Origin of the sequence: Sporosarcina sp. E16_8, from assembly GCF_017347095.1 — a bacterium.
Classification (GTDB): Bacteria; Bacillota; Bacilli; order Bacillales_A; family Planococcaceae; genus Sporosarcina.
Genome location: NZ_JADPRZ010000057.1, coordinates 1 through 20,407, shown reverse-complemented (window position 1 = coordinate 20,407; position 20,407 = coordinate 1). Strand labels below are relative to the sequence as shown.

The following is a 20,407-nucleotide window of genomic DNA, read 5'->3' as shown; positions in this document are numbered from 1 at the left end:
TGGGATGTGCTCGGTTCTTCTGTTTTATGCTCGGTTGCCAGTGGGATATGCTCGGTATGTATGCATACCTCACCCCGAACGACAAAAAACCGACATCGCTGTCGGCTCACCGTCTTCATATGCAACAAACTCACTTAAACCAGCCCTTCTCCTTAAACCGAGAAATCGCTTCAATTCGGTTCCCAACACCGAGCTTATCCAAAATCGTGGAGATGTAATTTCGCACTGTACCAGGCGTCAAATACAACTCGCCAGCGATTTCTTTTGTCGTCTTCCCTTCAGCAATCAGTCCAAGCACTTGGCTTTCTCGCTCCGTCAACGGATTTACCGTCTCATCCCCATCCCCGTAGGCAATGTCAACGAGCTCTGGTGCGTAAATCCGTCTGCCATCCATTATCGTTCGGATTGAACTGACCAACTCTTCAATCGGACTGTCTTTCAATAAATAACCGCGTACGCCCGCTTTCCTCGCACGTTCGAAGTAACCTGTTCTAGCAAATGTCGTCAGGATAATGATTTTACATGGCTCATCATGTAACGCCTCTGCTGCGTCGAGCCCTGTCATCACCGGCATTTCAATGTCCATTACGCAGACATCCGGCTGATGCTCTTTCACCAGCGCGACCGCTTCTTCCCCATTTTTCGCTTTTCCGACAACTTCCATATCATCTTCCATATTCAATAATGATCCAAGTGCTCCCAGCATCATCCCTTGGTCTTCCGCTATGACAATACGTATCACATCAATCACTCTCCATAATATGTTGTATGACTGCTGGAACACGAATCGATAATTTCGTGCCTTCGCCACCCTCGACTCGAAGACTTCCGTTAACAAACTCAAGCCGCTCGCGCATGCCAGTCAAACCATTGCCAGGCGACGTTTCCCCACCCCTTGTAATGCCGATTCCATCGTCTACTACATTGATGACAAATTCGTTCGGCAATTGTTCAAATGACACACAGCAAGTCTTGCCATAACTATGCTTCACAACGTTTGTCACGGCCTCTTTCAAGCACATACTCAGTACGCTTTCAACGATGGCCGGGATATTAGTGAACGATGGATCCCCTTCAATGGTGTACTCCATTTCAGCTGCCTTCAACATCTGCTTAATGCGAATCAATTCATCTTCCAACTTCGTTGCCCGCATACCCGCCACTAACTCCCGGACTTCCTTCAGCGCTGTGCTGGCCGTCTGTCTTATATCCTGTAACTCCCTTTCAGCAGCTCTAGGATCACGAGACACTAGCTTGCCAGCTAAATCACTCTTTAAGCCAATCAATGATAACTTTTGACCAAGTGTATCATGTAAATCACGAGAAATCCGTTCCCGTTCCTCCACTATAATTAACTCTGAAATCCGTTCGTTGGCATGTTCCAATTGCCCTACCAAGTTTTCACGCTTATTTCGGTTATACAAATTGAATGGCAATAGTACGACACCAATCACCGAGATGAGGATGAAATGAACTTGCGGAAGAAATAAATCGAGTTCGATGAAAAAGCCTACGACAATCGCAATGATTGTAATGGCAATATGTAGCCCGTATATAATGAAGAATCCGACTTGATTGCGAATATTACCAATGAAAAACGCCGTAAAGATGGATAAATACACATAGCCGAATAACAGTGTCATAACGACGGTTATCACAATTTCAAAACTAATCCACATATAAACAAGTCCGCTTTTTGATTTGAATGAAAATCGATACGACAGGAAAAATAAGAATAACAGTGATATTCCAATGGAAATTTCAATGGGCGACGATGACCTGAATATGAAAAAGAATGGAAGAAAACAAAATACTGCCCATGCATAAATACTAAGCCAAGGATTTTTCGGGAAAATACTATACCAACTTTGCATATCTTTGTTTCACCATCCTGTCTATACTTTCCATTGTACCAAATAATGAGATGAAAAAAACAGCCATCCTCTGAAGAGATGGCTGTTTTCACTATTATTTCGAGTCGAAAGTGGTGCGTTTTGGTTTCAAGTCAATTGAAGGACGTGCCGCTTTCAGCATATGCTTCACGTCTTTAAACGCGATAAACCGCATCTTCTCCGGGTCATACAAACGGTAACGGATTGACGACAAACTTTCTTTAATCGTAATCGTTGTTGCCTGATGAAGAGGTGGTGTCGATTCGTGTGCTAGTTCCAAGTTATAATTCGGAACACGTGGTGACAAGTGATGGACATGATGGAAACCGATGTTTCCTGTCGCCCACTGCAACACACGCGGTAACTTGTAGTATGAACTGCCATCGATAGCAGCTTTCACATAATCCCACTCAGATTCCTCTTCGAAATACGAATCTTCAAATGTATGTTGAATATAGAATAACCAAATACCTAGTGATCCGGCAACAAACATAATTGTTCCTTGTATAAGAACAAATGCCTGCCAGCCGATAAGTAAAATCATACCTGTGTAAAGGGCAACAAGTATTACATTTGTTAAATACGTGTTATTACGTTCTTTTTTACGTGCATCCTTACGGTTGAAACGGCTTGAGATTAGGACAAGGAACAGGGGTCCGAAACCGAACATAACGATTGGGTTACGGTATAAGCGGTAACCAAAACGCTGCCATTTCGATGCTTCCACGTACTCTTCAATCGTCATGATCCAAATGTCTCCCGTACCGCGCTTGTCAAGATTCGAGCTCGTTGCATGGTGAATCGAGTGTTCACGTTTCCACTTTTCATATGCAAACAGTGTAAGAACGCCGGTAATGGTACCGACAATATCATTTGTTTTCTTGTTTTTGAAGAATGAACCGTGTGTACAATCATGGAAGATGATGAATGTCCGAATGACAAATCCTGCTGCAATAACACAAATTCCAAGTGTTAGCCAAATCGACACCGACAAACTTTGGTACGCTAAGAACCATAGGATTAGAAATGGTGGGACTGTATTGATAAGCTGCATAATACTTTTCTTTTTATCTGACTTAGCAAAAGGGGCAACGTCTTTGTGTAGCTGTTTTGTTTTTTCTTTAGACATGTTGTGTAATCCTCCTTCAATCTTATGTTCTTTTTCTGATTCGCTATCTTGAATCTAATGATAAAGAACTTTCGGACTTCACAGAAGACATAACTGTCATGAATTTTAATATGACAAGTGTCACTTATTGTGAATTAATTCACAAACAATATCTTGTCCTACTCAACAGAGCCCTGCAACAGGTAACAACATCGAGGCTAACCATTACAGTGATAGGCTGCTAATCGTATTCGGTTTCCTCTCGCACAATTCCCGTTATTTCAACATGCCGCCATCTACTTCTAAAACGGTCCCGTTAATGAAATCAGATTCGTCGGAAGCCAAAAATAGATACGCATTGGCTACGTCTTCCGGCGTTCCTAATCGAGGATAAGGTGTCATCAACTTGATCTGATCCAAGACTTTCTGCGGAATCGTATCAATCATATCCGTTTCGATGAAACCTGGTGCAACCGCATTTACGTTGATACCTTTGCGACCGAATTCCTTCGCCCACGTCCTTGTCATGCCTATGACGCCCGCTTTTGCTGCAGCATAATTCGTTTGACCGACGTTGCCACCCGTTCCTGCAATCGAAGACGTATTAATGATTTTCCCTTTCCCTTGAGCAAGCATCGTCGGAAGGAACGCTTGCGTACAATTGAAGACGCCCGTCAAATTCACATCAATCACTCGCTTAAAATCATCCACTTTTAGCTTCAGCATCATCGCATCTTTTGTAATACCTGCATTGTTAATGAGGATATCAACTTTGCCAAACTGTTCAATAACTTTTGCTGCTACCTCTATGACATTTTCACTATCGGAAACATCCGCCTGGAAGAAAGCGGCCTCGATGCCCAATTCATGTAGTTGTTGCGCTTTTGCCTCTCCGGCCTTTTTATCAAAATCCACAATAGCGATCTGTGCCCCTTTTTTACCCAAAAGTGTAGCAGCAACTGCACCAATTCCATTCGCTCCACCTGTTATGACAACCGTTTTATCTTGTAAACGCATATAAAGAACCTACTTTCACTCGTTATTTAATAGACTATTTGAACAACTTTTATTTTACCATAGTTATTTATATTCTGTAGAACAAAAGTGTATGCGCTGGGGTCTAAACGAAAAGTCACTCTGTTACAGCTTATTTGCAGTATACAACTAAAAAAAACAGGCACTCCCCAATTAGGGCGCCCGTTTCATATTAGTTACTTCCGTATTCCTCTAGGGCTTTACCAATTTTCGATCCACTAATTGAATAATGGGTTGCCTGCCAGATTGCTTGTCCATCTTTCACTAAAAACAATTGGGGCGATTGGTGTTCAACATGCAGATTACTTTCAATTTCATTGGAAACGGGCCGGCTATCTTGTACTTCAAGAAAATATTTTGGTACCTCCACTGCAGATGACTCAAACGCATTATAGGCTGCGGCACTAACTGGACATGTCGTGCTATGTTTTAATACGAACAAAGGATTTTCTTTCGATTGTTCTAACACTTCGTACCACTCAGTAACTGTTTTTAATTCTTTCATAACCTTCAACTCCTTCTATATTAATATGTTTTCCCTTTAGAGTTAGTGGTAAACACTTGCTCATCCGTGGATGTTAACAAAGGGAGCAGTTGGAGCATTCTAGTGAGCTCTTTTTCCGCTACTACGTTCATGCAAGAAATTTGAAGCCAATTCCTTTCGCGCAAATAAGCGCTCTCATAATGGACATTGAAACCGTTCAAAAACAAATTATCGCCGAGCTGAATTGCGGATAATCCTTTCGGTAAAGCAATCGTGACAATGCCATCTGCGGCCCATTTCTCCGACGCCAAAATTGTCAAACCTACCTGTTCAACGGCCTTCCTGACTTTACGTGCACGATTTGAAATAGCCGCAAAGACTTCTGCCGGATGCTCAAATCTCAGTAAAGCTACGTCAAGCGCAGATACCAAGTTGGAAGACTGGGTATACGGAATCCCTCGTGCTTCCGCGTAAATACCTAGGTCAAGATAGCGCGGCAATTTATTACTCTGGACGATTTCTTCATTATGAAATACGAAAGATAGACCTGTATAGCTCAACAGTCCTTTGCCACTAACACCTGTTGCATAGGCGACCCCAGTGAGATCGATTGCCGTTGTCCCAATCGCACTCACACAATCCACAGCCAGTGTGATGTCGTATTGTGAACAGAGATTTTTGAATGAATACAGATCGTTCAGCACACCAGTCGACGTTTCACAATGGACACACCATAACCAACTGTAGCGACCCGAGCATAATGCGTCTCGAATTTCTTCGGCATCAAAAGCAGCCCCCCACTCGATTTCCATTGTGTCGAACTCCATACTGAAACGCTGAGCATGATCAGTGAGTCTCAAGCCAAATTCACCGTTCACCAGTATAAGTCCTTTACCACTGTGCATACTTAACTGAGCTGCAACAACGTCATTCGCAAGCGTACCTGTCCCTTGAAGGATTTGGACGTAATTGGCATCTGTCAATGCGGTCAGTTTGTCTTTCACGCGTTGCAATAGACTTTCGAACTCAGACGACCGATGTGAGAACGGTTCTGCCATCATAGCCTTTCTTACGCCATCAGAAATTGTCGCTGGACCTGGTAGAAAATTGACAAGTGGTTTTGAGATTCTTCCCGCAACGCCTGCTTCAAACGTTTCTTTCGTCAAATACATTGGTTGGAAGGCAGCGTCTGCAGTTCCTGTCAATTGTGCAAACGGTGAAAATCCAAGTTGTCCGTATAACTTCTGTTCTCGAACTGTCCCCGAGATGAGAGCGGCGTCATAGCCCGCTTTAAGGCAATATTGGACTAATGCCTGAGCAAGTCCTAAAAATGCCCTGCCATTTCGATAGTCCTGTTCAATCGCAAGAAGCCTGATTTCCACAGGGTTTTTGGCTTGAAACGGTAATTGATGTTCAACTGGACCAATTTTTCCATCGAGTGAAAATGGGCGTTCACTTCGCATCGCAATCATTCCGACGACACGATTATCTTTCTTGCAAATAATATATGTATTTTCATCGTGAAATTTGTCGACAAGTTTATGTGATTCGTTTCGGTCGTGCTGCGGAATCTCCTCGGCAAACGTCCGGTAATTCAACTCATGAATCTGTTCGAATTCCAAAGCTGTTTCTGCAATTTTATAAACAAAACTCATTCTCTCAACTCTTTTCTGGCATAAGTTTCTGTTTCAAATCAACTCGATGCGTAAATAAAAGAAGTACTGATAACAAACAGGTTGCAATGAATACAGGTATTCCGTATGAAAAAACGAGCACTAAAACCGGCATCAATAGGACCGCACTTAGCCCGGCTAACGTGAAGCTTTTTACAAGCGGATAGAATACGGTGAATAAACCCACAAAAACAGCAAATAATAGTGGATTGAATGCAAGCATACCGCCTATGAAAGTCGATACGCCCATCCCGCCGCGGAACTTCAAGAATAGTGGATATACATGCCCCAACGTCACAGCGAATAATGCACAAAGTTCCACGGCCGCTCCGAAACCAAGCCACTTGGCAACAAAAACGGCCAATGCCCCTTTCAATGCGTCTCCAATGAATGTTGCAATGAATGCTTTTTTTCCAAACACCCGCCCGGCATTACGTGCACCGGGATTTCCGCTTCCTTCTACTCGTATATCCTTCTTAAAAAAGAAGTTACTAATAACCGATCCCATCAGCACATTGCCCAGTATGTACGAGCCAACTACTAAAAGTATAAGTGTCATAATCGATCCTTTATGGTAAATGATAGGTTCTTTCTAGTGTAGCATCTTTCTTGAATATGTATTAATACTTTCAACTTGTCCATTAACATTATTCTTTGTAGCTGTCACTTTAGAGTAGTATACAGTTATAGTTAATTGAAAGGAGTGCATTCCATGCCTGAACTATCAATTCATCTTCTAGTAGTATTTGTTCTTTGCATCTTCTTCGGTATTGCTTTTGGATATATCGCTGCCGCTGTAGGAAACGAATCGATTGCACACTTCGATACTGCCGTTATTGGATTTGTCCAAGGACTGGAAGCACCGTGGCTGACTTCTATTATGAAAGTGTTTTCGTGGATTGGTTCAGGTTTGGTCGTTGCAGCAATTGCCTTGATCGGATTCATCGTCTTATACTTTGTACTGCGCTACCGTCATCAAGCATTTCTATTGATAGCAGTGATCGCCGGTTCCGTCATACTTAACAGATTGCTCAAAATCTATTTCAAGCGAGAACGACCAGAGATCCACCGTATCATGGATGCCAAAGGCTTTAGCTTCCCAAGTGGTCATTCGATGATGGCATTCGCTCTTTACGCAATCATTGCATATATCGCTTGGCGAAATGTAAAAACAACAGCGAGTCGAGTTGTTCTTGTTTTGTTCACCGCCTTTATGATCATCATGATTGGCACAAGCCGCATTTACCTTGGCGTCCATTATCCAAGCGATATAGTTGGAGGATTCGTGGCCAGTGCGCTTTGGGCAACGATTTCTATTTCAGTCTACGCGTATTTCCAGAACGAACGTGCGAGATAAGAGGGACCGCTTCGCATCGAAAAATGGCGTGTGGCGGTCTATTTTTAGGTGCATGATAAATCAATCAAAGCAAAAGCTCTTATTTAATCCATTTCCCGGGAAATTCTAACTACTAATTCTGGTGGCCTTCTGGCAACGTAAACTGTTTTACTCCACAATAATATGCAAAATAATTCCCATTCCAACATATTTTAAGACACTACTTTAATACCTACTACAAAACTTGCTAGCCGAAATACCTGGTTACCTCTTCATCTGCAAGGATTTCTGGCGTAAGTCCTCCAAGTTCAATGTACTCTGTACGTCCATTTACTTTCACAATGAAGACATCACGATTTTTCGAAGGTGATATCGAGTCGGCCCAGATGTTTTGATTTGCATAAAATTCTTTTATCTCCTGCTCGACAGCTAAAGGAACTGGCGTGTTAGCAACAATATGCGAATTAGCCTCCATTACCTGTAACGCGTGTACTTTCGGGTCATTTTGGTCATGAATCTTTTGCAATAACTCAATGACCTCCCCGAAGCCAATAATCAGGACTCCGCAAATCGAATAGGTGAAAATGGTATTCAAAAAAGCAGCTAACCCCATTCCATTGGAAAATGAATCTCCGAACGAAACAATAATTATAAATCCTTGAATAATACCCCATGCAATAACGACCAGCCCAGCTGCTTTTAACGCGAACCCAATACCTGTGCGCTTTGCGAATAATTCACTCATACAAGTCAATCCCTTCCATTTCCAAACTCTTCTATATAACTATACGTCCTTGAATGGAATTAGTTTCAATCAAATTTGGTACAATGAAAATGACGCAAGGAGGCTGTTCTATATGAATTTATTCACAGAACGTGTCATTCGAATCATCCAAGGCATACCCGCTGGAAAAGTCATGACTTATGGTCAAGTTGCCGCAACCGCCGGAAGTCCACGTGGTGCAAGGCAAGTTGTGCGGGTGTTGCATTCAATGAGTAAAAAATACGGCTTGCCTTGGCATCGAATTATCAATGTGCAAGGCAAAATTTCACTTACGGATGGTGACCAACGTGAGTTGCTTGAGATGGAAGGAATTATTTTCAAAGAGAATGGAAAAATTGATTTGACCGTGTACCGATGGTTCCCTCTTGATGTTGAGGGGGGTTGAAAATGACTAAAACACCGTAATCCAAAAATGTGTACTTTTCCTCTATTAAAATTAGTGAAAACTGGTTTATAATACTTTTGTAGAGGGTACTATTGGAATACGGCTTGCCCGTGCTATGAAAATATTAATAGGTAGGGAATGAGAGACATACTTAAAGACTTTAAAGACTTCGCACTCAGAGGAAACGTATTCGATCTCGCCATTGCAGTTGTAATTGGTGCCGCTTTCGGCAAAATCGTATCTTCACTCGTTGAAAATATTATTACGCCGCTTATTGGAGCCATTTCTGGTGGCATTGACTTTTCAGGCATGCATCAGAAAATCGGAGATGCAGATGTTACATACGGTGTTTTCCTTCAATCTATTTTTGATTTTCTCATCGTCGCGTTTGTCATTTTCATGGTGATCCGTCTGATGGCGAAATTTAAACGAAAAGAAGAATCAGTGGTTGAAGAAGCAGTGCCTGAAGTAGATCCTAAAGAAGTACTACTCATAGAGATTCGTGACTTGCTAAAAGAAGGAAAAACGCTATAATATGTACTTTAAAAGAGGACAATCCTGCCATGGGACTGTCCTCTTTTTATTTGAAGACAAACTGATAGTTCACTTCTGTATTTATAGCGAAAGATAGTCATGAACTGTCGAAAGTGGAATTTCTAGAAGTTCCAAAATTTCCAATGGTGATTTCTCTTTTTTAAATAGAAGTTTCACACTTTCCATTTGGCTTTGGATTCTTCCTTCTTCCCTCGCGTCATCCTGATACTGCATTTGGTCCTTTAAAAATATGTCACGGGATAATGCACGTGCACGCATTTCCTTGTCATTACTCATCTGATTAAGCTCATCATACGCTTTTTGGAATGTCGGTTCTTGCATCGCTAATTCCCCCTTCGTTTTTCGATCGCCTTTCAAAAATAGAAGCCACTTTTCCAGTGAGTCTGGGTTTTCCTTCACTTGTTTATTCATTTTCGGCAGTTCAAGAACATGCCTTTCCAAGTGGTCAGTATACGTGTACAATTGATTTTTTTCGATTATATGAAACCTACTTTGAAATTCGTCAAATGGCAAATAAGGGAAGTCTGTGATGACAATTTGGACTGGCTTCGTTAGTTTTGTATACTTTTTCTTAGATTCAAACAGATGATTGTCAGGCAGTTGATCGGGTTCAGGTGATTTATGATCGGTCACGCATGGATATGATCGCTCGCACTCTTTTATGATCGCCAACGCATGGATATGATCGCTCGCACTCTTTTATGATGCCAACACATGGATATGATCGCTCGCAGATAGACATACAATCGCCAAACCAAACAGTTCACCTGGTGCAATACAAGTTGTACGACTACTTCATTCGATGAGTTAACAACAAGATTAACAAAACGAAAAGGCGACCCCATTACCCGGATCGCCTTCCTTACTCAATCTACTGTAACAGAAAGCTCTTTCACGACTAACGAAGGTGAGCCATAACCGCCTGGCCTAAATTTCAGGTCTGACCCTGCCTCTTCGATATCTTTTAAATAATCGAAGAAGTTACCGGCAATTGTCATCTGCTTGACGGCTGATGCAATTTTCCCACCTTTAATATGGAAGCCTGTTGCTGCAAGGGAGAAGTCACCCGAGACCGTACTGGCTCCAGAATGAAGGCCAGATAAGCCTGTGATAAATACGCCTTCTTCCATAGATGCAATTAGTTCTTCTTTGCTCTTGTTACCCGGAGCGATATACATATTCAACGGAGCGATTGTCAGTGTGCTTTTATACGAAGGCTTGCGTGCATGCCCTGTTGTTTCAACGCCATCTTTTTTTGCCGTTTTCCGGTTATGAAGTAGCGTTTCCAGTGTTCCATTTGAGACGATTTCACGTTTTTTGGTCGCTACGCCTTCACCGTCAAAATTCGAACCGGCAATTGCGTCAGGATGAGACGGATCGTCAAGCAGCGTGAATGTTTCGGCCGCAATCTTTTCTCCCACTTTTCCATTTAGTAACGACTGGCCCTTTTGCGTGTTTTCGGCCGAAAAGACCGGTGTAAACGCAGCTAGTAACGACGCGGATGCATCGTGGCGCATGATGATTGGGTATTTCCGTGTCGAAATGGATCGTTCCCCTAGATTTGACAATGCCTCTTCCGCCACTTCTTTCGCAATTGCATCGGCGTCGAGCTCATTAAAGTCGCGCGTCATTTTACTGAAGCTCCCGGTTTTCATTTCTTCCCCGTCTTTGACGACAGCCGAAATATAAATAATAAGACCGTTCTGCTTTTCATTCAATGAAAGGCCTTTGTTATTCTCCATAACACGCTCTTCGGAAAAGTCTTGCAGCATGCAATAGTTGAGAGTGACAACACGCGGGTCATATGCAAAAGTTTTCTCTTCAATTGACTTGATCAGTTCGATTTTCTTAAGGGTAGGCACATGCGCAAGTTCTTCGCTATAAAAGTCATCCTCTGCATATGTTTCACTGCCCTCAAAAATATCCGTTCCGTCATCTTCATCAAGTACATCCGCATTTGCTTTTGCGCTGTTAATCAAAAATGCAATCGAGGCTTCCTCGATTTTTTCCGTATAAGCATAGCCCATTTCCCCATTGTAGAGACCGCGAAAACCAAGGCCACCTTCTTCAGACGTCTCGTAACTATCAATTTCTCCTTTGAAAATCATGACTCGAAATGATTCGGACTTCTTATAATAAACTTCAGCTTCTTTGAAACCAGTGTCCATTGCTTCAGCTAATAGTTTCTTTTGAAATTCGTTGATAGTCATTAATTATTCCCCCTTCGTCCCGCCGACGGTAATTTCACTGACACGAATCATTGGCTGACCGACATTAACTGGCAAGCTTCCACTGATTGACCCGCACATACCAGCCCCGTGTGCCAAGTTATCGCCAACCATGTCGACAAGCTGCAGCGTTTTTGCACCATTGCCAATCAAGGTTGCACCACGGACAGCGCGATCGATTTTACCATTTTTCACGAGGTACGCTTCCGCAACAGAAAAGTTGTAATCACCTGTTGCCGGATTCACAGAACCACCACCCATATACTTCGCGTAAATACCATGCTCCGTCGATGCGATAATTTCTTCTGGCGTCGATTTCCCAGGCGCGATATAAGTATTCGTCATACGGGATGTCGGATTGAACCGATACGACTGGCGGCGTGAAGAACCCGTCGCTTCTGTATCCATACGGCGTGCATTGAATTTATCGACGAGATAACCTTTTAAAATACCATCTTCAATGAGAATGTTTTTTCGTGTCTTTTCGCCTTCATCGTCAACATTGAGAGATCCCCATTCGTTTGGAAGCGTACCGTCATCAATGTACGTCACGATATCCGGTGCCACCTTCTCGCCAATTCGATTTGCGAAGACGGAGTTGTTTTTTGCAACAGAAGTTGCTTCAAGTCCGTGCCCGCAAGCTTCGTGGAAAATAACGCCGCCGAATTCATTGTCGATAATGACTGGGAATTTCCCACTTGGACATTCATCCGCTTCGAGCATCGTCACCGCAATACGTGCGGCTTCACCTGCATAATGATTGAGGTCCAGATTTTCGATGAATTCAAAACCAGCATGTGCGCCTGGTCCATAGAAACCAGTTTGCATTTCAATGCCATCGGAAGCCGTCGCCTGAATGGAGAGCCTGCTATAGACACGTGTGTCATCAACGAATTTCCCTTCAGAGTTCGCAATAAGTACATTCTGCTCTTCATCGATATAGCGCAGCGCGACTTGTTTGATGCGCTCATCGTAGTTTTTTGCAATGTCATTAGCTTTTCTCATAACTGCCACTTTCCGTGCATGTTCCACCGTTCGCGGCATTTGTGTAATTGTGTGGATGGGTTGAATGATTTCTTTTTGAAGAGGATGAATTGTGCCGTTCGCCCCGCCTTTAATCGCAAGTGCTGCCCGTTTTGCTGCATTAATTAACCCTGCTTCCGAGAAATCCGTCGTATAGGTATAAATACATTGGAGCCCTGAAAATATGCGGATACCTATCCCGAAGTCGCGACCTGAAATACTTTTCTCGATCTTGCCACTTTGCAATTCCATTGTGTTCACATACTTATCTTCAATAAATACTTCTGAGAAATCGCCACCCGTGGAGAGCGCGGCTTCCAATACGTTTTCAATAATTGATTGCTTGATCATATTCCCAATCCCCCTTCACTGCCTAATTATAGCGAATATTCTATACAATTACAGCATTTACATTACTGATTTGGTATTTTCGGAGAATTAATTCACGAAAAGAAGAAGCATATCAGACGTCTGATTTCTAAATTTTTGTTCGACCATGCACTTAGGGATTATCCTCGCTCCAACAACAGATCCGTCACAATTAGCATCACTATTATTCAGACAATATTGCCTGCCGTTCTCGGTGGTGGTATAATGGAAACAGGATTTATTGTATAAAAGGAGTGATAGTCAATGTGGTTCATATACATCATGTTCGCACTGTTTGCATTCGTACTCGTTGGTAATATCGCAGGTCTAGTTCGTACATTCAGCAGTCATAAATAAGTACATGCAAAAAAGCCCTCCATTATTGGAAGGCTTTTTTACTTTTCATGCAGTAATATCGCGTTTGATGAATGTTGTATAACTGATAGATAGGAAGATCACGATATAAACCGCAAGAACAGCGATTGAAAATGGCATTGTAATGCCTTCTACAATCCGAAAGTCAGTTTCATAGATCGTCAAATCCATATGCGTAAAGACAATGTATTTCACGACTTCATATTTCGCCAGTAGCATAACCAACGTCGAGCCCATGAAGTAGATGAACAACGACAGCCCGATTGCGAGTGAACTAGAACGGAATACACTACCAATCATGAATGCAAACGTTGCTGTCACAAATACATTTGCGAATGACAGGAGCAGCATATAAAGCCCTTTCCCCCAAACAGATACTTCTACGATTTCTTTACCATTCCAGGCAAGTTCTTGCCCGTTGCCGGATTGGAAGAAGATAAACGCACCAAGTATAGAAACAATGAAACCAACGAGCATAAGAAGAGCACCGAATAGCATAACCGTCACATATTTGGACGTTAAAATTTTCCATCTTTTTACGGGACGAGATAACAACATCTTAATTGTCCCTTGCGTAAATTCAGACGCGACAATTCCCGCAGCAACAATGACCGTCAATAAAACAGCGATGGAGCCGATACCACTCGAACTCATAATCATGCCTTCCCTGCTAGTATCGCTTAGCGGTTCAATTGAATTCGCAAGGCGGTATTCAAGAACTTTTACTTTGTCTTCGAGACGTTCCCGTTCCCCATCCACAAGAGTCGAGTTTCCGAGCTGCTCTTTCGAGTAGGTCAGTTCGCCTTGTACAGTCGTTTTCCAATCTTGTTCGTCAAAGTTATTCATTGTATTGACCCATTTCGTCAGACCAAACATCCCTAAAATTGCAAGAATGAGTAGGCCCGTCATAACCCATGTCCCTTTTTTACTCCACAGTTTCATCCATTCATTTTGTATGAGCCTCAGCAATCTGGCCACCTCCTGTCATTTCTAGGAATTGATCTTCAAGCGTCTTGCGATGCGGATGAACTGCAAATAATTGCATCTCATTCTCCGTAATTTGCTGTACGAGTCCTGGAATTTGTGTTTTTTCTGCTTTGATAATAAATCCGTCGTTATGTGCCTCTACAGCAAATCCTTCAGCTTTCAGCATACTTTCCGCCGTTTCAGTCGGGAATATTTCGATATAATAGTGAGATTCTTGCGTTTCAGACATTTCCCGAATATCAACCAATTTACCATTCTGAATGACCGCAATCCGATCGCACATAAGCTCAATTTCAGATAACATATGGCTCGAAACGAAAATGGAAACACCTTCTTTTTCTGCTATCATCTTGAGATACGTCCGGAATTCGCGGATTCCCGCTGGATCCAGTCCGTTGGTCGGTTCATCGAGAATTAAAAATTTAGGACGATGCAGAATTGCCTGGGCAAGTCCTAGCCGTTGCCGCATTCCCAGTGAATACGTCGATACTTTTTCGTGTATACGGTTTTGCATACCTACCTGGTTAATGACTTCTTCAATTCGTGCTTTTGTAACACCTTCTTGCATACGCGCAAAATGCAGTAAGTTTTTATAGCCGGACATGAACTTATACATTTCCGGGTTTTCAACGATAACACCTACTTTGGAAAGCCCAACTTCAAAATCATCAGCGAGTAATTTCCCGTCTATGACTATATCCCCGCCCGATGGCTCCATTAACCCAACCATCATCCGAATCGTCGTCGTTTTTCCCGCCCCGTTCGGACCCAAGAATCCGGTAATTTGTCCCGGATACAATGACAAATTCAAGTTGTCGATAATCTTTTTCTTGCCTATCGTTTTCGATAAATTCTTCAATTCCACTATCGGTTTCATTTCCACGTCAACTTCCTTCCCTAAACAATGACACCATCCATGAAGTAGCATCTTTCCCATACGTATCGCGGATTACGTCAACCGCTTCATGTGCGATTATCCGTCCCCCTCTTAGTACTACGATTTCATCGAGCAATGGTTCCACTTCTTTTAATTCATGCGTCGACAGAAGGACCGTTTGCCGCTCCGGATCAGTAAAGCGGATAAGCCCTTTTGCGATATCATCACGCACCATCGGATCCAGGCCGGAGAACGGTTCATCGAGCAAATAGTAATCGGCTTCACGCCCAAGAGTCACTGCAATTTTGACACGTCCGCGGTTCCCTTTCGACAAATTATTTATTTTCAAATCAAGAGACAAATTCAGAAACCGCGCTATTTCTTTGGCTTTCGCCGGATTAAAATCAATGAACTGAGATTCATAAAACTCAATCAGCTGACCTACCGTAAAATATGGATAGAATAGGTCAGCGTCTGGCATATAAGCAATATTGGTTGCCACTTTACGCGTAATGCGACTTCCGCTGAACGTTGCCCTCCCCGAATCAGGCGTCACCAATCCCGAAATCAGTTTCAGCAACGTCGTTTTCCCACTCCCATTTTCCCCGACGAGGCCAATGATCTTCCCTTGTGGTAAAGAAAGTGTCAGGTCTTCAAGCGCTTTCCTCCGACCGTACTTTTTCGTTATATTCTTGAGTTCAATCATCTTTTCCACCCCGTTCCTGAAGGTGCTGCAGTATTTCAGACTTCGTAAAACCGAGTGCTTCAACACTTTGAATGAATGACGTCACAAGCTGCTCCTTCATTTCATTACGAAGCATAGCGATCTTCACTTCATCTTCCGTGACAAAAGATCCCTGCCCCCTCTTTGTTTCAGTGATTTCCATCTGCTCCAGCTCCTTATAGACGCGTTGCATCGTATTGGCATTCACACCGGCTTCAATAGCATAATCACGAACGGACGGTAATTTCTCCCCTGGATTTAATGTTCCACGAATAATATTGCCCGCAATCAGGTCGATGAGCTGCTGATAAATTGGTTTGTCTGGAAGAAAATCTATGCCCATCATTATAACCTCACTTTCTTTTCGAACAGTATTGACCCGACAACGAAATAAAGTACCGCCATTAAACCATATAGGACAAGGCTGCCGATCGTTAAAATCGTTCCGCTCGGGACAATATAATTGCTTAACATTAAAATATCGACTGTCTTAATCGAGCCGTGCATAGGCCCTATTTCCATTACTAGTTGGACTATTTTCGCGGACCAGACAACTCCCCATCCAATGATCCACAGGTTGAACAAGGCAATAATCACGATGATCGAGAACCAACCAATACGCGAACGGAACACTTGGTACATCGACCAGAAGAAAAAAATGATTGCCATTACATAAATGACATTCAACAAAATGACAACACCCACACTAAGAAATAAAAACAGATCATCTACGATGGGAACCGCCCCATTGCGTGCGTAATTGGAGATAGTTGCAATCGTTCCGCACATTAATAGCGAGCAGCCAATCGTCAAGACTATCAGTGAGCTTTTTGCGAAAACAAGCTGCCGTACTGATGCTGTGGAATGAAGCCAAATGTCCGGACGCTCCATTTCCTTTCCAAGACTATTGAAAAGCAATGATACCGCCATCGCCAAGTGGAGCATGAAACAAAGGGCAATTATCGGTTGAATTGAAGCGTAAAAGTCTTCCGGAAGACCATAAACCAGGCGATTTACTCCCATGTATTGAATCGCACTAGTGATTAAAACAAAGACGATAAGTCTCCATTTCATCAGCGCCCATTCTTTCCGCAATAATCCTCTCCAAGTTTTCATATGATTTACAACCTCACTTTCTTCTCAAAAAGGACGGCTGCAATGATAAACATCACGACTGTAAAGAATAGATCAAATAAAATTTCACCCGTGTAAAAAAAAGTTTCAGTATGATCGAAGTAGATAAAATCCACATCTATTTTCGGATTTTTGATTTTCATTAAATCAATAGGGCCAATTAAAATCAGCTTCTCGTATAGTTCGGAGAGGACAAATAGAGCATATAGCCGAGATGCAACTAGGAATATAATGATCGTTGCAACAATTGAAAATCCCTTTAAATATGGTTTCATCAGCCGATCCATGACCCAGAAGAAAAATCCGATACTCATAAATGTTATCGAAACTGCAAAAATCATGACGATAAAAATACTTCCAAAGAAAAGTAAATCGTCAAATGTAGCCATTGTCGAGCTGAATAATACGTATTGAACCGCAAGAACCGTTGTGGGAATTAACAATCCCACAGCACCAATAAGGGTTGCAAAAAACGCTTTCGCTCCAACCAATTTAAAAATGGAAGCCGTCGAATGAAACCATACATCTGGGCGTTTCATTTCCCTCTCCAACATAATAAACAATGCAATAACCGGTGCTAACACACTTGCACCCGCCCAGATAAAACAGATAACAAGCACCACTTCAAAAACGTGTGTGCTGAAACCCAAAAATCTGACTATCAGATGTGGTACAAATGACATTACAATAATCCCAAGTATCGCACTAGTAAGTAACGGCCACTTCATCGTCACCCATTCTTTTTTCAACAACCCGTTCCACTGTTTCATCAGCGTACCTCCTTCATGTGTCAGTGTATTAGTTACATGGTACACTATATGCAAAGAAGTTGTAAAGGGATTTGTTGGGATAAGTTTAGTAGATCGTTAAATCAAATTACTTTCAACCATGTCAATAAGATTTGCTTATGCCAGAGTTATGGAAAAGGGTATTAGCGCGGCGGTTCAATGAGGATTATACTGGAGATATCACGTTCAGAGGAGTGTTGGATTATGGGCAAATTTATAACAGGTATTGATCATATCCAAATTGCGGCACCACCCGGGTCTGAAGATGGAGCACGGAAGTTTTACGGGGAATTGCTTGGTATGGAGGAAATTCCAAAACCAGAAAATTTGGCAGCACGCGGCGGTTGTTGGTTCCTTTGTGGCTCACAAGAAGTGCATATTGGTATCCAGAAAGACTTCATGCCTGCGAAAAAAGCGCATCCTGGATTTACGGTGAATGCACTTAATCAATTGAAATCACGATTGGAAGAAGCTGATTATGAGATTAGTGAAGAGCCTCCAATCGAAGGACGCTCTCGCTTTTTTACACATGACCCCTTTGGCAACCGGATAGAGTTTTTAGCATTTGAATAAAGAGTGTATAATACATTTAAATTTCACCTCATTATGCAAAAGGATGCACAATGAGGTATTTAATTTGAATCTATCATTTACCGGGTTGCCAGGCCAGTTCCACGAACCCCCCTTACTATCCAGTCACTCCATCACGCTTCAATAATCTCCCTCTCTTGCACATCCAATCGTTCCAGTTCATGCAGCAATTCATCACGCTTTCTCGCAAGTCGGTCTTGAACCTTACGCACATCTCGAAGCACATCGTTCAGCTTACTTTTCGCTTCTGTAATGCGGGAATGAATCATCCAGTCCGAAAAAATATTATCAAAAAACAGATCAGTAAATGTAAAGATATCATTTTTGTTCACTGAGAATGATTCAGTCGCGGCATTCTGGACATCCATCAGTTCCGTCTCAAAATGGCGGAGGGCACGTTGCGCGCTATGGACAAGATCATCGGAGCTATTCATTTCGGAGTATTTAAGAGCCGATATCAGCAAGCCGCCGCCAAGGAACGTATCCCATATCGACAACCCTTCCGCCGCCCCAAGCTTATCCAGTGCCGAATCAAGTGCCCTATTTGCCTTGTTACCTGCATCGCAGGCTTCGTCAATTTCACGCAGCATTGAACGCAGTCTTACCCTGTCATCCGCTATTTTTTGTAGCGTGCCATTCGCAATTGTGTCATTGTATCGAATCCATGTCTCTTTCTCCTTCAGTAAGTCGGCCCACTCTTCATCAATATAGTCGAAGTCTGGATTTTTAATCTTTTCAAGCAATCGGACCGATTCCGCTTCCAAGTCCGTCACTATTTTTTCAGCTTCATTATAATAGAGCTCCGCTTCCGCTGCTTCTAAAATTTCCTTTTCCATTTTTTCATCCCATTTACCTGTCCACTCACTTATCTTATTCATAAAAGAAAACTTTCCAAGCTTCACTACATCCTGTTGTTCTTTTGTCAGTTTTTTATGCAAGTTATCACGTTGGATAATTGCTTCTTTAAGTTTTACCTCCGCGCCCCCGAGACGCCTTGTCACCCGGTCGCGCTCAGTGCGTATCATCGTCAATTTCATTTGTCGTTCGTGTATTTCCTGTCTCATTGACTCCACCCCTTTCTCTGTTATACGAAAATAAGTGGATGAAGTTTCATTTACACATTATATTTTACCCACATGTGGATAACACTCAATTAATTGTCAGAGAAATCACCTTATCCACAGCTATTTATTGATTTCAATGAAGGTTTATCCCCCCTTAAAGGTATATGCTAGAAGTGGAGGTGTGTCCATCATGAAAAAAATACTGTCCATTGCAATTGTTCTTATACTATCCATCTCAGCCTGCGGGAAAGAACCCACAGTTTCTACACTGCACGATCCCGTGCCCGACCAGGAAATGTTTTCATCAGAAGAAGGTTTATCACTTGGATTGGATGAAGATTCATTCATCGGTTCGCCTCCCATCATTAAGACGCTTGTGCGAAACAACAGCTTCTCCGATTACCAGTTGGGCGAGTTTTATCATATAGAAGTAAATAAAGATGGCCAGTGGTATATGATTACCTACTCAGATGCCGTGTTCTTAAAGAACCCGTCTTTCAAAGACTATGGAAATGTGTTGTCAGCCGGCAGTAAAACACAACAGACTTTTTCGGTCGACGCGCTCGGCGTGACATTGATTCCAGGTGAATACCGTCTTGTGAAAACCTTTATTTCAACAGGTGAGCCCATGCACGAACTATCCGTTGCCGCGCCGTTTTCAGTGGAATAAGAAATAAACCTGAACAAAGCATATGAGCCTTGTTCCGGTTTATCAGTGTTTATCCCCAAACTTCCTTCGCCACGTCCACTATGAATTTCAATTTCTCCCGTTGCTGCTCTTCTGTCAGTTTGTTGCCATGATGCGTTGAAGCAAATCCGTTTCTTTTCTTATAACAGGAGCGCGAATGAGCGGACCTTCTTTCATTTCTTATGGCAGGAGCGCGAATGAGCAGACATTCTTCTATTTCTTACGGCAGGAGCGCGAATGAGCAGACTCTCTTTTTTATGGCAGTATCGCAAATGAGCGGACTCTCTTTTTTATGGCAGTATCGCGA

The 20,407-nt window shown here is 42.5% G+C and carries 23 protein-coding genes; 5 read left to right on the top strand and 18 right to left on the bottom strand.

From position 1 onward, the window contains the following. Nucleotides 1-130: 130 nt before the first annotated feature. From I2484_RS18755 to I2484_RS18725, 7 genes are all read right to left on the bottom strand, one after another. Nucleotides 131-742: a response regulator gene (locus tag I2484_RS18755; protein ID WP_207152591.1), complete on the bottom strand. Its 612-nt coding sequence runs from the start codon at nucleotides 740-742 to the stop codon at nucleotides 131-133. A gap of 1 nt (nucleotide 743) precedes the next feature. Next, the gene (locus I2484_RS18750) at nucleotides 744-1,874 is read right to left on the bottom strand and encodes a sensor histidine kinase (protein WP_207152590.1); all 1,131 of its coding nucleotides are present in this window, start codon (nucleotides 1,872-1,874) and stop codon (nucleotides 744-746) included. Nucleotides 1,875-1,968: 94 nt separating this feature from the next. Next, nucleotides 1,969-3,021, bottom strand: a complete 1,053-nt coding sequence (desA, locus tag I2484_RS18745) for a Delta(5) desaturase DesA (RefSeq protein WP_207152589.1) — start codon at nucleotides 3,019-3,021, stop codon at nucleotides 1,969-1,971. Nucleotides 3,022-3,276: 255 nt separating this feature from the next. Then, entirely contained in the window at nucleotides 3,277-4,017 is a 741-nt protein-coding gene (gene fabG, locus I2484_RS18740) for a 3-oxoacyl-ACP reductase FabG (RefSeq protein WP_207152588.1), read from the bottom strand. A gap of 190 nt (nucleotides 4,018-4,207) precedes the next feature. After that, nucleotides 4,208-4,540 (bottom strand): bacillithiol system redox-active protein YtxJ, encoded by a 333-nt coding sequence (ytxJ, locus tag I2484_RS18735; RefSeq protein WP_207152587.1) that lies wholly within the window; start codon nucleotides 4,538-4,540, stop codon nucleotides 4,208-4,210. A 20-nt stretch (nucleotides 4,541-4,560) separates the two neighbouring features. Further along, on the bottom strand, nucleotides 4,561-6,174 hold the full coding sequence (locus I2484_RS18730; RefSeq protein WP_207152586.1) for an aminotransferase class V-fold PLP-dependent enzyme: 1,614 nt from the start codon (nucleotides 6,172-6,174) through the stop codon (nucleotides 4,561-4,563). A 4-nt stretch (nucleotides 6,175-6,178) separates the two neighbouring features. Then, nucleotides 6,179-6,751 carry a glycerol-3-phosphate acyltransferase gene (locus I2484_RS18725; protein ID WP_207152585.1) on the bottom strand — a complete coding sequence of 191 codons (573 nt, stop codon included), beginning with the start codon at nucleotides 6,749-6,751 and terminating at the stop codon, nucleotides 6,179-6,181. 153 nt (nucleotides 6,752-6,904) lie between these two features. Here I2484_RS18725 and I2484_RS18720 point away from each other — a divergent pair, with 153 nt between their 5' ends. Next, the gene (locus I2484_RS18720) at nucleotides 6,905-7,549 is read left to right on the top strand and encodes a phosphatase PAP2 family protein (RefSeq protein WP_207152584.1); all 645 of its coding nucleotides are present in this window, start codon (nucleotides 6,905-6,907) and stop codon (nucleotides 7,547-7,549) included. A gap of 226 nt (nucleotides 7,550-7,775) precedes the next feature. Here the strand turns inward: I2484_RS18720 and I2484_RS18715 are convergent, their stop codons facing one another. After that, nucleotides 7,776-8,273 (bottom strand): hypothetical protein, encoded by a 498-nt coding sequence (locus I2484_RS18715; RefSeq protein WP_207152583.1) that lies wholly within the window; start codon nucleotides 8,271-8,273, stop codon nucleotides 7,776-7,778. Between the two features lie 112 nt (nucleotides 8,274-8,385). On the opposite strand from I2484_RS18715, the gene I2484_RS18710 reads away from it, so the two are divergent. Both I2484_RS18710 and mscL read left to right on the top strand, forming a co-directional pair. Continuing rightward, on the top strand, nucleotides 8,386-8,697 hold the full coding sequence (locus tag I2484_RS18710; protein WP_207152582.1) for an MGMT family protein: 312 nt from the start codon (nucleotides 8,386-8,388) through the stop codon (nucleotides 8,695-8,697). A 147-nt stretch (nucleotides 8,698-8,844) separates the two neighbouring features. Then, nucleotides 8,845-9,231, top strand: coding sequence for a large conductance mechanosensitive channel protein MscL (mscL, locus tag I2484_RS18705; protein WP_207152593.1), 387 nt, complete (start codon nucleotides 8,845-8,847; stop codon nucleotides 9,229-9,231). Between the two features lie 81 nt (nucleotides 9,232-9,312). Here the strand turns inward: mscL and I2484_RS18700 are convergent, their stop codons facing one another. The 9 genes from I2484_RS18700 to I2484_RS18660 form a co-directional block, all read right to left on the bottom strand. Further along, nucleotides 9,313-9,885 carry an Rpn family recombination-promoting nuclease/putative transposase gene (locus tag I2484_RS18700; RefSeq protein WP_207152581.1) on the bottom strand — a complete coding sequence of 191 codons (573 nt, stop codon included), beginning with the start codon at nucleotides 9,883-9,885 and terminating at the stop codon, nucleotides 9,313-9,315. A 233-nt stretch (nucleotides 9,886-10,118) separates the two neighbouring features. Continuing rightward, nucleotides 10,119-11,462, bottom strand: coding sequence for a TldD/PmbA family protein (locus tag I2484_RS18695; RefSeq protein WP_207152580.1), 1,344 nt, complete (start codon nucleotides 11,460-11,462; stop codon nucleotides 10,119-10,121). A gap of 3 nt (nucleotides 11,463-11,465) precedes the next feature. Beyond that, the gene (locus I2484_RS18690) at nucleotides 11,466-12,854 is read right to left on the bottom strand and encodes a TldD/PmbA family protein (protein WP_207152579.1); all 1,389 of its coding nucleotides are present in this window, start codon (nucleotides 12,852-12,854) and stop codon (nucleotides 11,466-11,468) included. A 420-nt stretch (nucleotides 12,855-13,274) separates the two neighbouring features. After that, nucleotides 13,275-14,225, bottom strand: a complete 951-nt coding sequence (locus I2484_RS18685) for an ABC transporter permease (RefSeq protein ID WP_346014218.1) — start codon at nucleotides 14,223-14,225, stop codon at nucleotides 13,275-13,277. Continuing rightward, nucleotides 14,194-15,111 carry an ABC transporter ATP-binding protein gene (locus I2484_RS18680; protein ID WP_207152592.1) on the bottom strand — a complete coding sequence of 306 codons (918 nt, stop codon included), beginning with the start codon at nucleotides 15,109-15,111 and terminating at the stop codon, nucleotides 14,194-14,196. The genes I2484_RS18685 and I2484_RS18680 overlap by 32 nt, the downstream gene beginning before the upstream one ends. Nucleotides 15,112-15,118: 7 nt before the next feature. Further along, nucleotides 15,119-15,817 (bottom strand): ABC transporter ATP-binding protein, encoded by a 699-nt coding sequence (locus I2484_RS18675; RefSeq protein ID WP_207152577.1) that lies wholly within the window; start codon nucleotides 15,815-15,817, stop codon nucleotides 15,119-15,121. Then, nucleotides 15,810-16,178 (bottom strand): GntR family transcriptional regulator, encoded by a 369-nt coding sequence (locus tag I2484_RS18670; protein ID WP_207152576.1) that lies wholly within the window; start codon nucleotides 16,176-16,178, stop codon nucleotides 15,810-15,812. The genes I2484_RS18675 and I2484_RS18670 overlap by 8 nt, the downstream gene beginning before the upstream one ends. A 2-nt stretch (nucleotides 16,179-16,180) precedes the next feature. Continuing rightward, a complete protein-coding gene (locus I2484_RS18665) occupies nucleotides 16,181-16,951 on the bottom strand; it encodes a hypothetical protein (RefSeq protein ID WP_207152575.1) in 771 nt (256 codons plus the stop codon). A 5-nt stretch (nucleotides 16,952-16,956) separates the two neighbouring features. Next, on the bottom strand, nucleotides 16,957-17,739 hold the full coding sequence (locus I2484_RS18660) for a hypothetical protein (protein WP_207152574.1): 783 nt from the start codon (nucleotides 17,737-17,739) through the stop codon (nucleotides 16,957-16,959). Between the two features lie 222 nt (nucleotides 17,740-17,961). On the opposite strand from I2484_RS18660, the gene I2484_RS18655 reads away from it, so the two are divergent. Next, the gene (locus I2484_RS18655) at nucleotides 17,962-18,330 is read left to right on the top strand and encodes a VOC family protein (protein WP_207152573.1); all 369 of its coding nucleotides are present in this window, start codon (nucleotides 17,962-17,964) and stop codon (nucleotides 18,328-18,330) included. 131 nt (nucleotides 18,331-18,461) lie between these two features. On the opposite strand, the gene I2484_RS18650 is transcribed toward I2484_RS18655, so the two are convergent. After that, nucleotides 18,462-19,412 carry a hypothetical protein gene (locus I2484_RS18650; protein WP_207152572.1) on the bottom strand — a complete coding sequence of 317 codons (951 nt, stop codon included), beginning with the start codon at nucleotides 19,410-19,412 and terminating at the stop codon, nucleotides 18,462-18,464. 190 nt (nucleotides 19,413-19,602) lie between these two features. Here I2484_RS18650 and I2484_RS18645 point away from each other — a divergent pair, with 190 nt between their 5' ends. Continuing rightward, entirely contained in the window at nucleotides 19,603-20,082 is a 480-nt protein-coding gene (locus I2484_RS18645) for an immunoglobulin-like domain-containing protein (RefSeq protein WP_207152571.1), read from the top strand. The last annotated feature ends 325 nt before the right edge of the window (nucleotides 20,083-20,407 follow it).

Coding starts and splice junctions, on each gene's coding strand:
- I2484_RS18695 (WP_207152580.1), bottom strand. CDS start 11,462: ATGACTATCAACGAATTTCAAAAGAAACTATTAGCTGAAGCAATGGAC.
- I2484_RS18720 (WP_207152584.1), top strand. CDS start 6,905: ATGCCTGAACTATCAATTCATCTTCTAGTAGTATTTGTTCTTTGCATC.
- fabG (WP_207152588.1), bottom strand. CDS start 4,017: ATGCGTTTACAAGATAAAACGGTTGTCATAACAGGTGGAGCGAATGGA.
- I2484_RS18645 (WP_207152571.1), top strand. CDS start 19,603: ATGAAAAAAATACTGTCCATTGCAATTGTTCTTATACTATCCATCTCA.
- I2484_RS18660 (WP_207152574.1), bottom strand. CDS start 17,739: ATGAAACAGTGGAACGGGTTGTTGAAAAAAGAATGGGTGACGATGAAG.
- I2484_RS18665 (WP_207152575.1), bottom strand. CDS start 16,951: ATGAAAACTTGGAGAGGATTATTGCGGAAAGAATGGGCGCTGATGAAA.
- I2484_RS18675 (WP_207152577.1), bottom strand. CDS start 15,817: ATGATTGAACTCAAGAATATAACGAAAAAGTACGGTCGGAGGAAAGCG.
- I2484_RS18750 (WP_207152590.1), bottom strand. CDS start 1,874: ATGCAAAGTTGGTATAGTATTTTCCCGAAAAATCCTTGGCTTAGTATT.
- I2484_RS18715 (WP_207152583.1), bottom strand. CDS start 8,273: ATGAGTGAATTATTCGCAAAGCGCACAGGTATTGGGTTCGCGTTAAAA.
- I2484_RS18670 (WP_207152576.1), bottom strand. CDS start 16,178: ATGGGCATAGATTTTCTTCCAGACAAACCAATTTATCAGCAGCTCATC.
- I2484_RS18680 (WP_207152592.1), bottom strand. CDS start 15,111: ATGAAACCGATAGTGGAATTGAAGAATTTATCGAAAACGATAGGCAAG.
- I2484_RS18690 (WP_207152579.1), bottom strand. CDS start 12,854: ATGATCAAGCAATCAATTATTGAAAACGTATTGGAAGCCGCGCTCTCC.
- I2484_RS18710 (WP_207152582.1), top strand. CDS start 8,386: ATGAATTTATTCACAGAACGTGTCATTCGAATCATCCAAGGCATACCC.
- I2484_RS18725 (WP_207152585.1), bottom strand. CDS start 6,751: ATGACACTTATACTTTTAGTAGTTGGCTCGTACATACTGGGCAATGTG.
- I2484_RS18730 (WP_207152586.1), bottom strand. CDS start 6,174: ATGAGTTTTGTTTATAAAATTGCAGAAACAGCTTTGGAATTCGAACAG.
- I2484_RS18650 (WP_207152572.1), bottom strand. CDS start 19,412: ATGAGACAGGAAATACACGAACGACAAATGAAATTGACGATGATACGC.
- I2484_RS18655 (WP_207152573.1), top strand. CDS start 17,962: ATGGGCAAATTTATAACAGGTATTGATCATATCCAAATTGCGGCACCA.
- ytxJ (WP_207152587.1), bottom strand. CDS start 4,540: ATGAAAGAATTAAAAACAGTTACTGAGTGGTACGAAGTGTTAGAACAA.
- desA (WP_207152589.1), bottom strand. CDS start 3,021: ATGTCTAAAGAAAAAACAAAACAGCTACACAAAGACGTTGCCCCTTTT.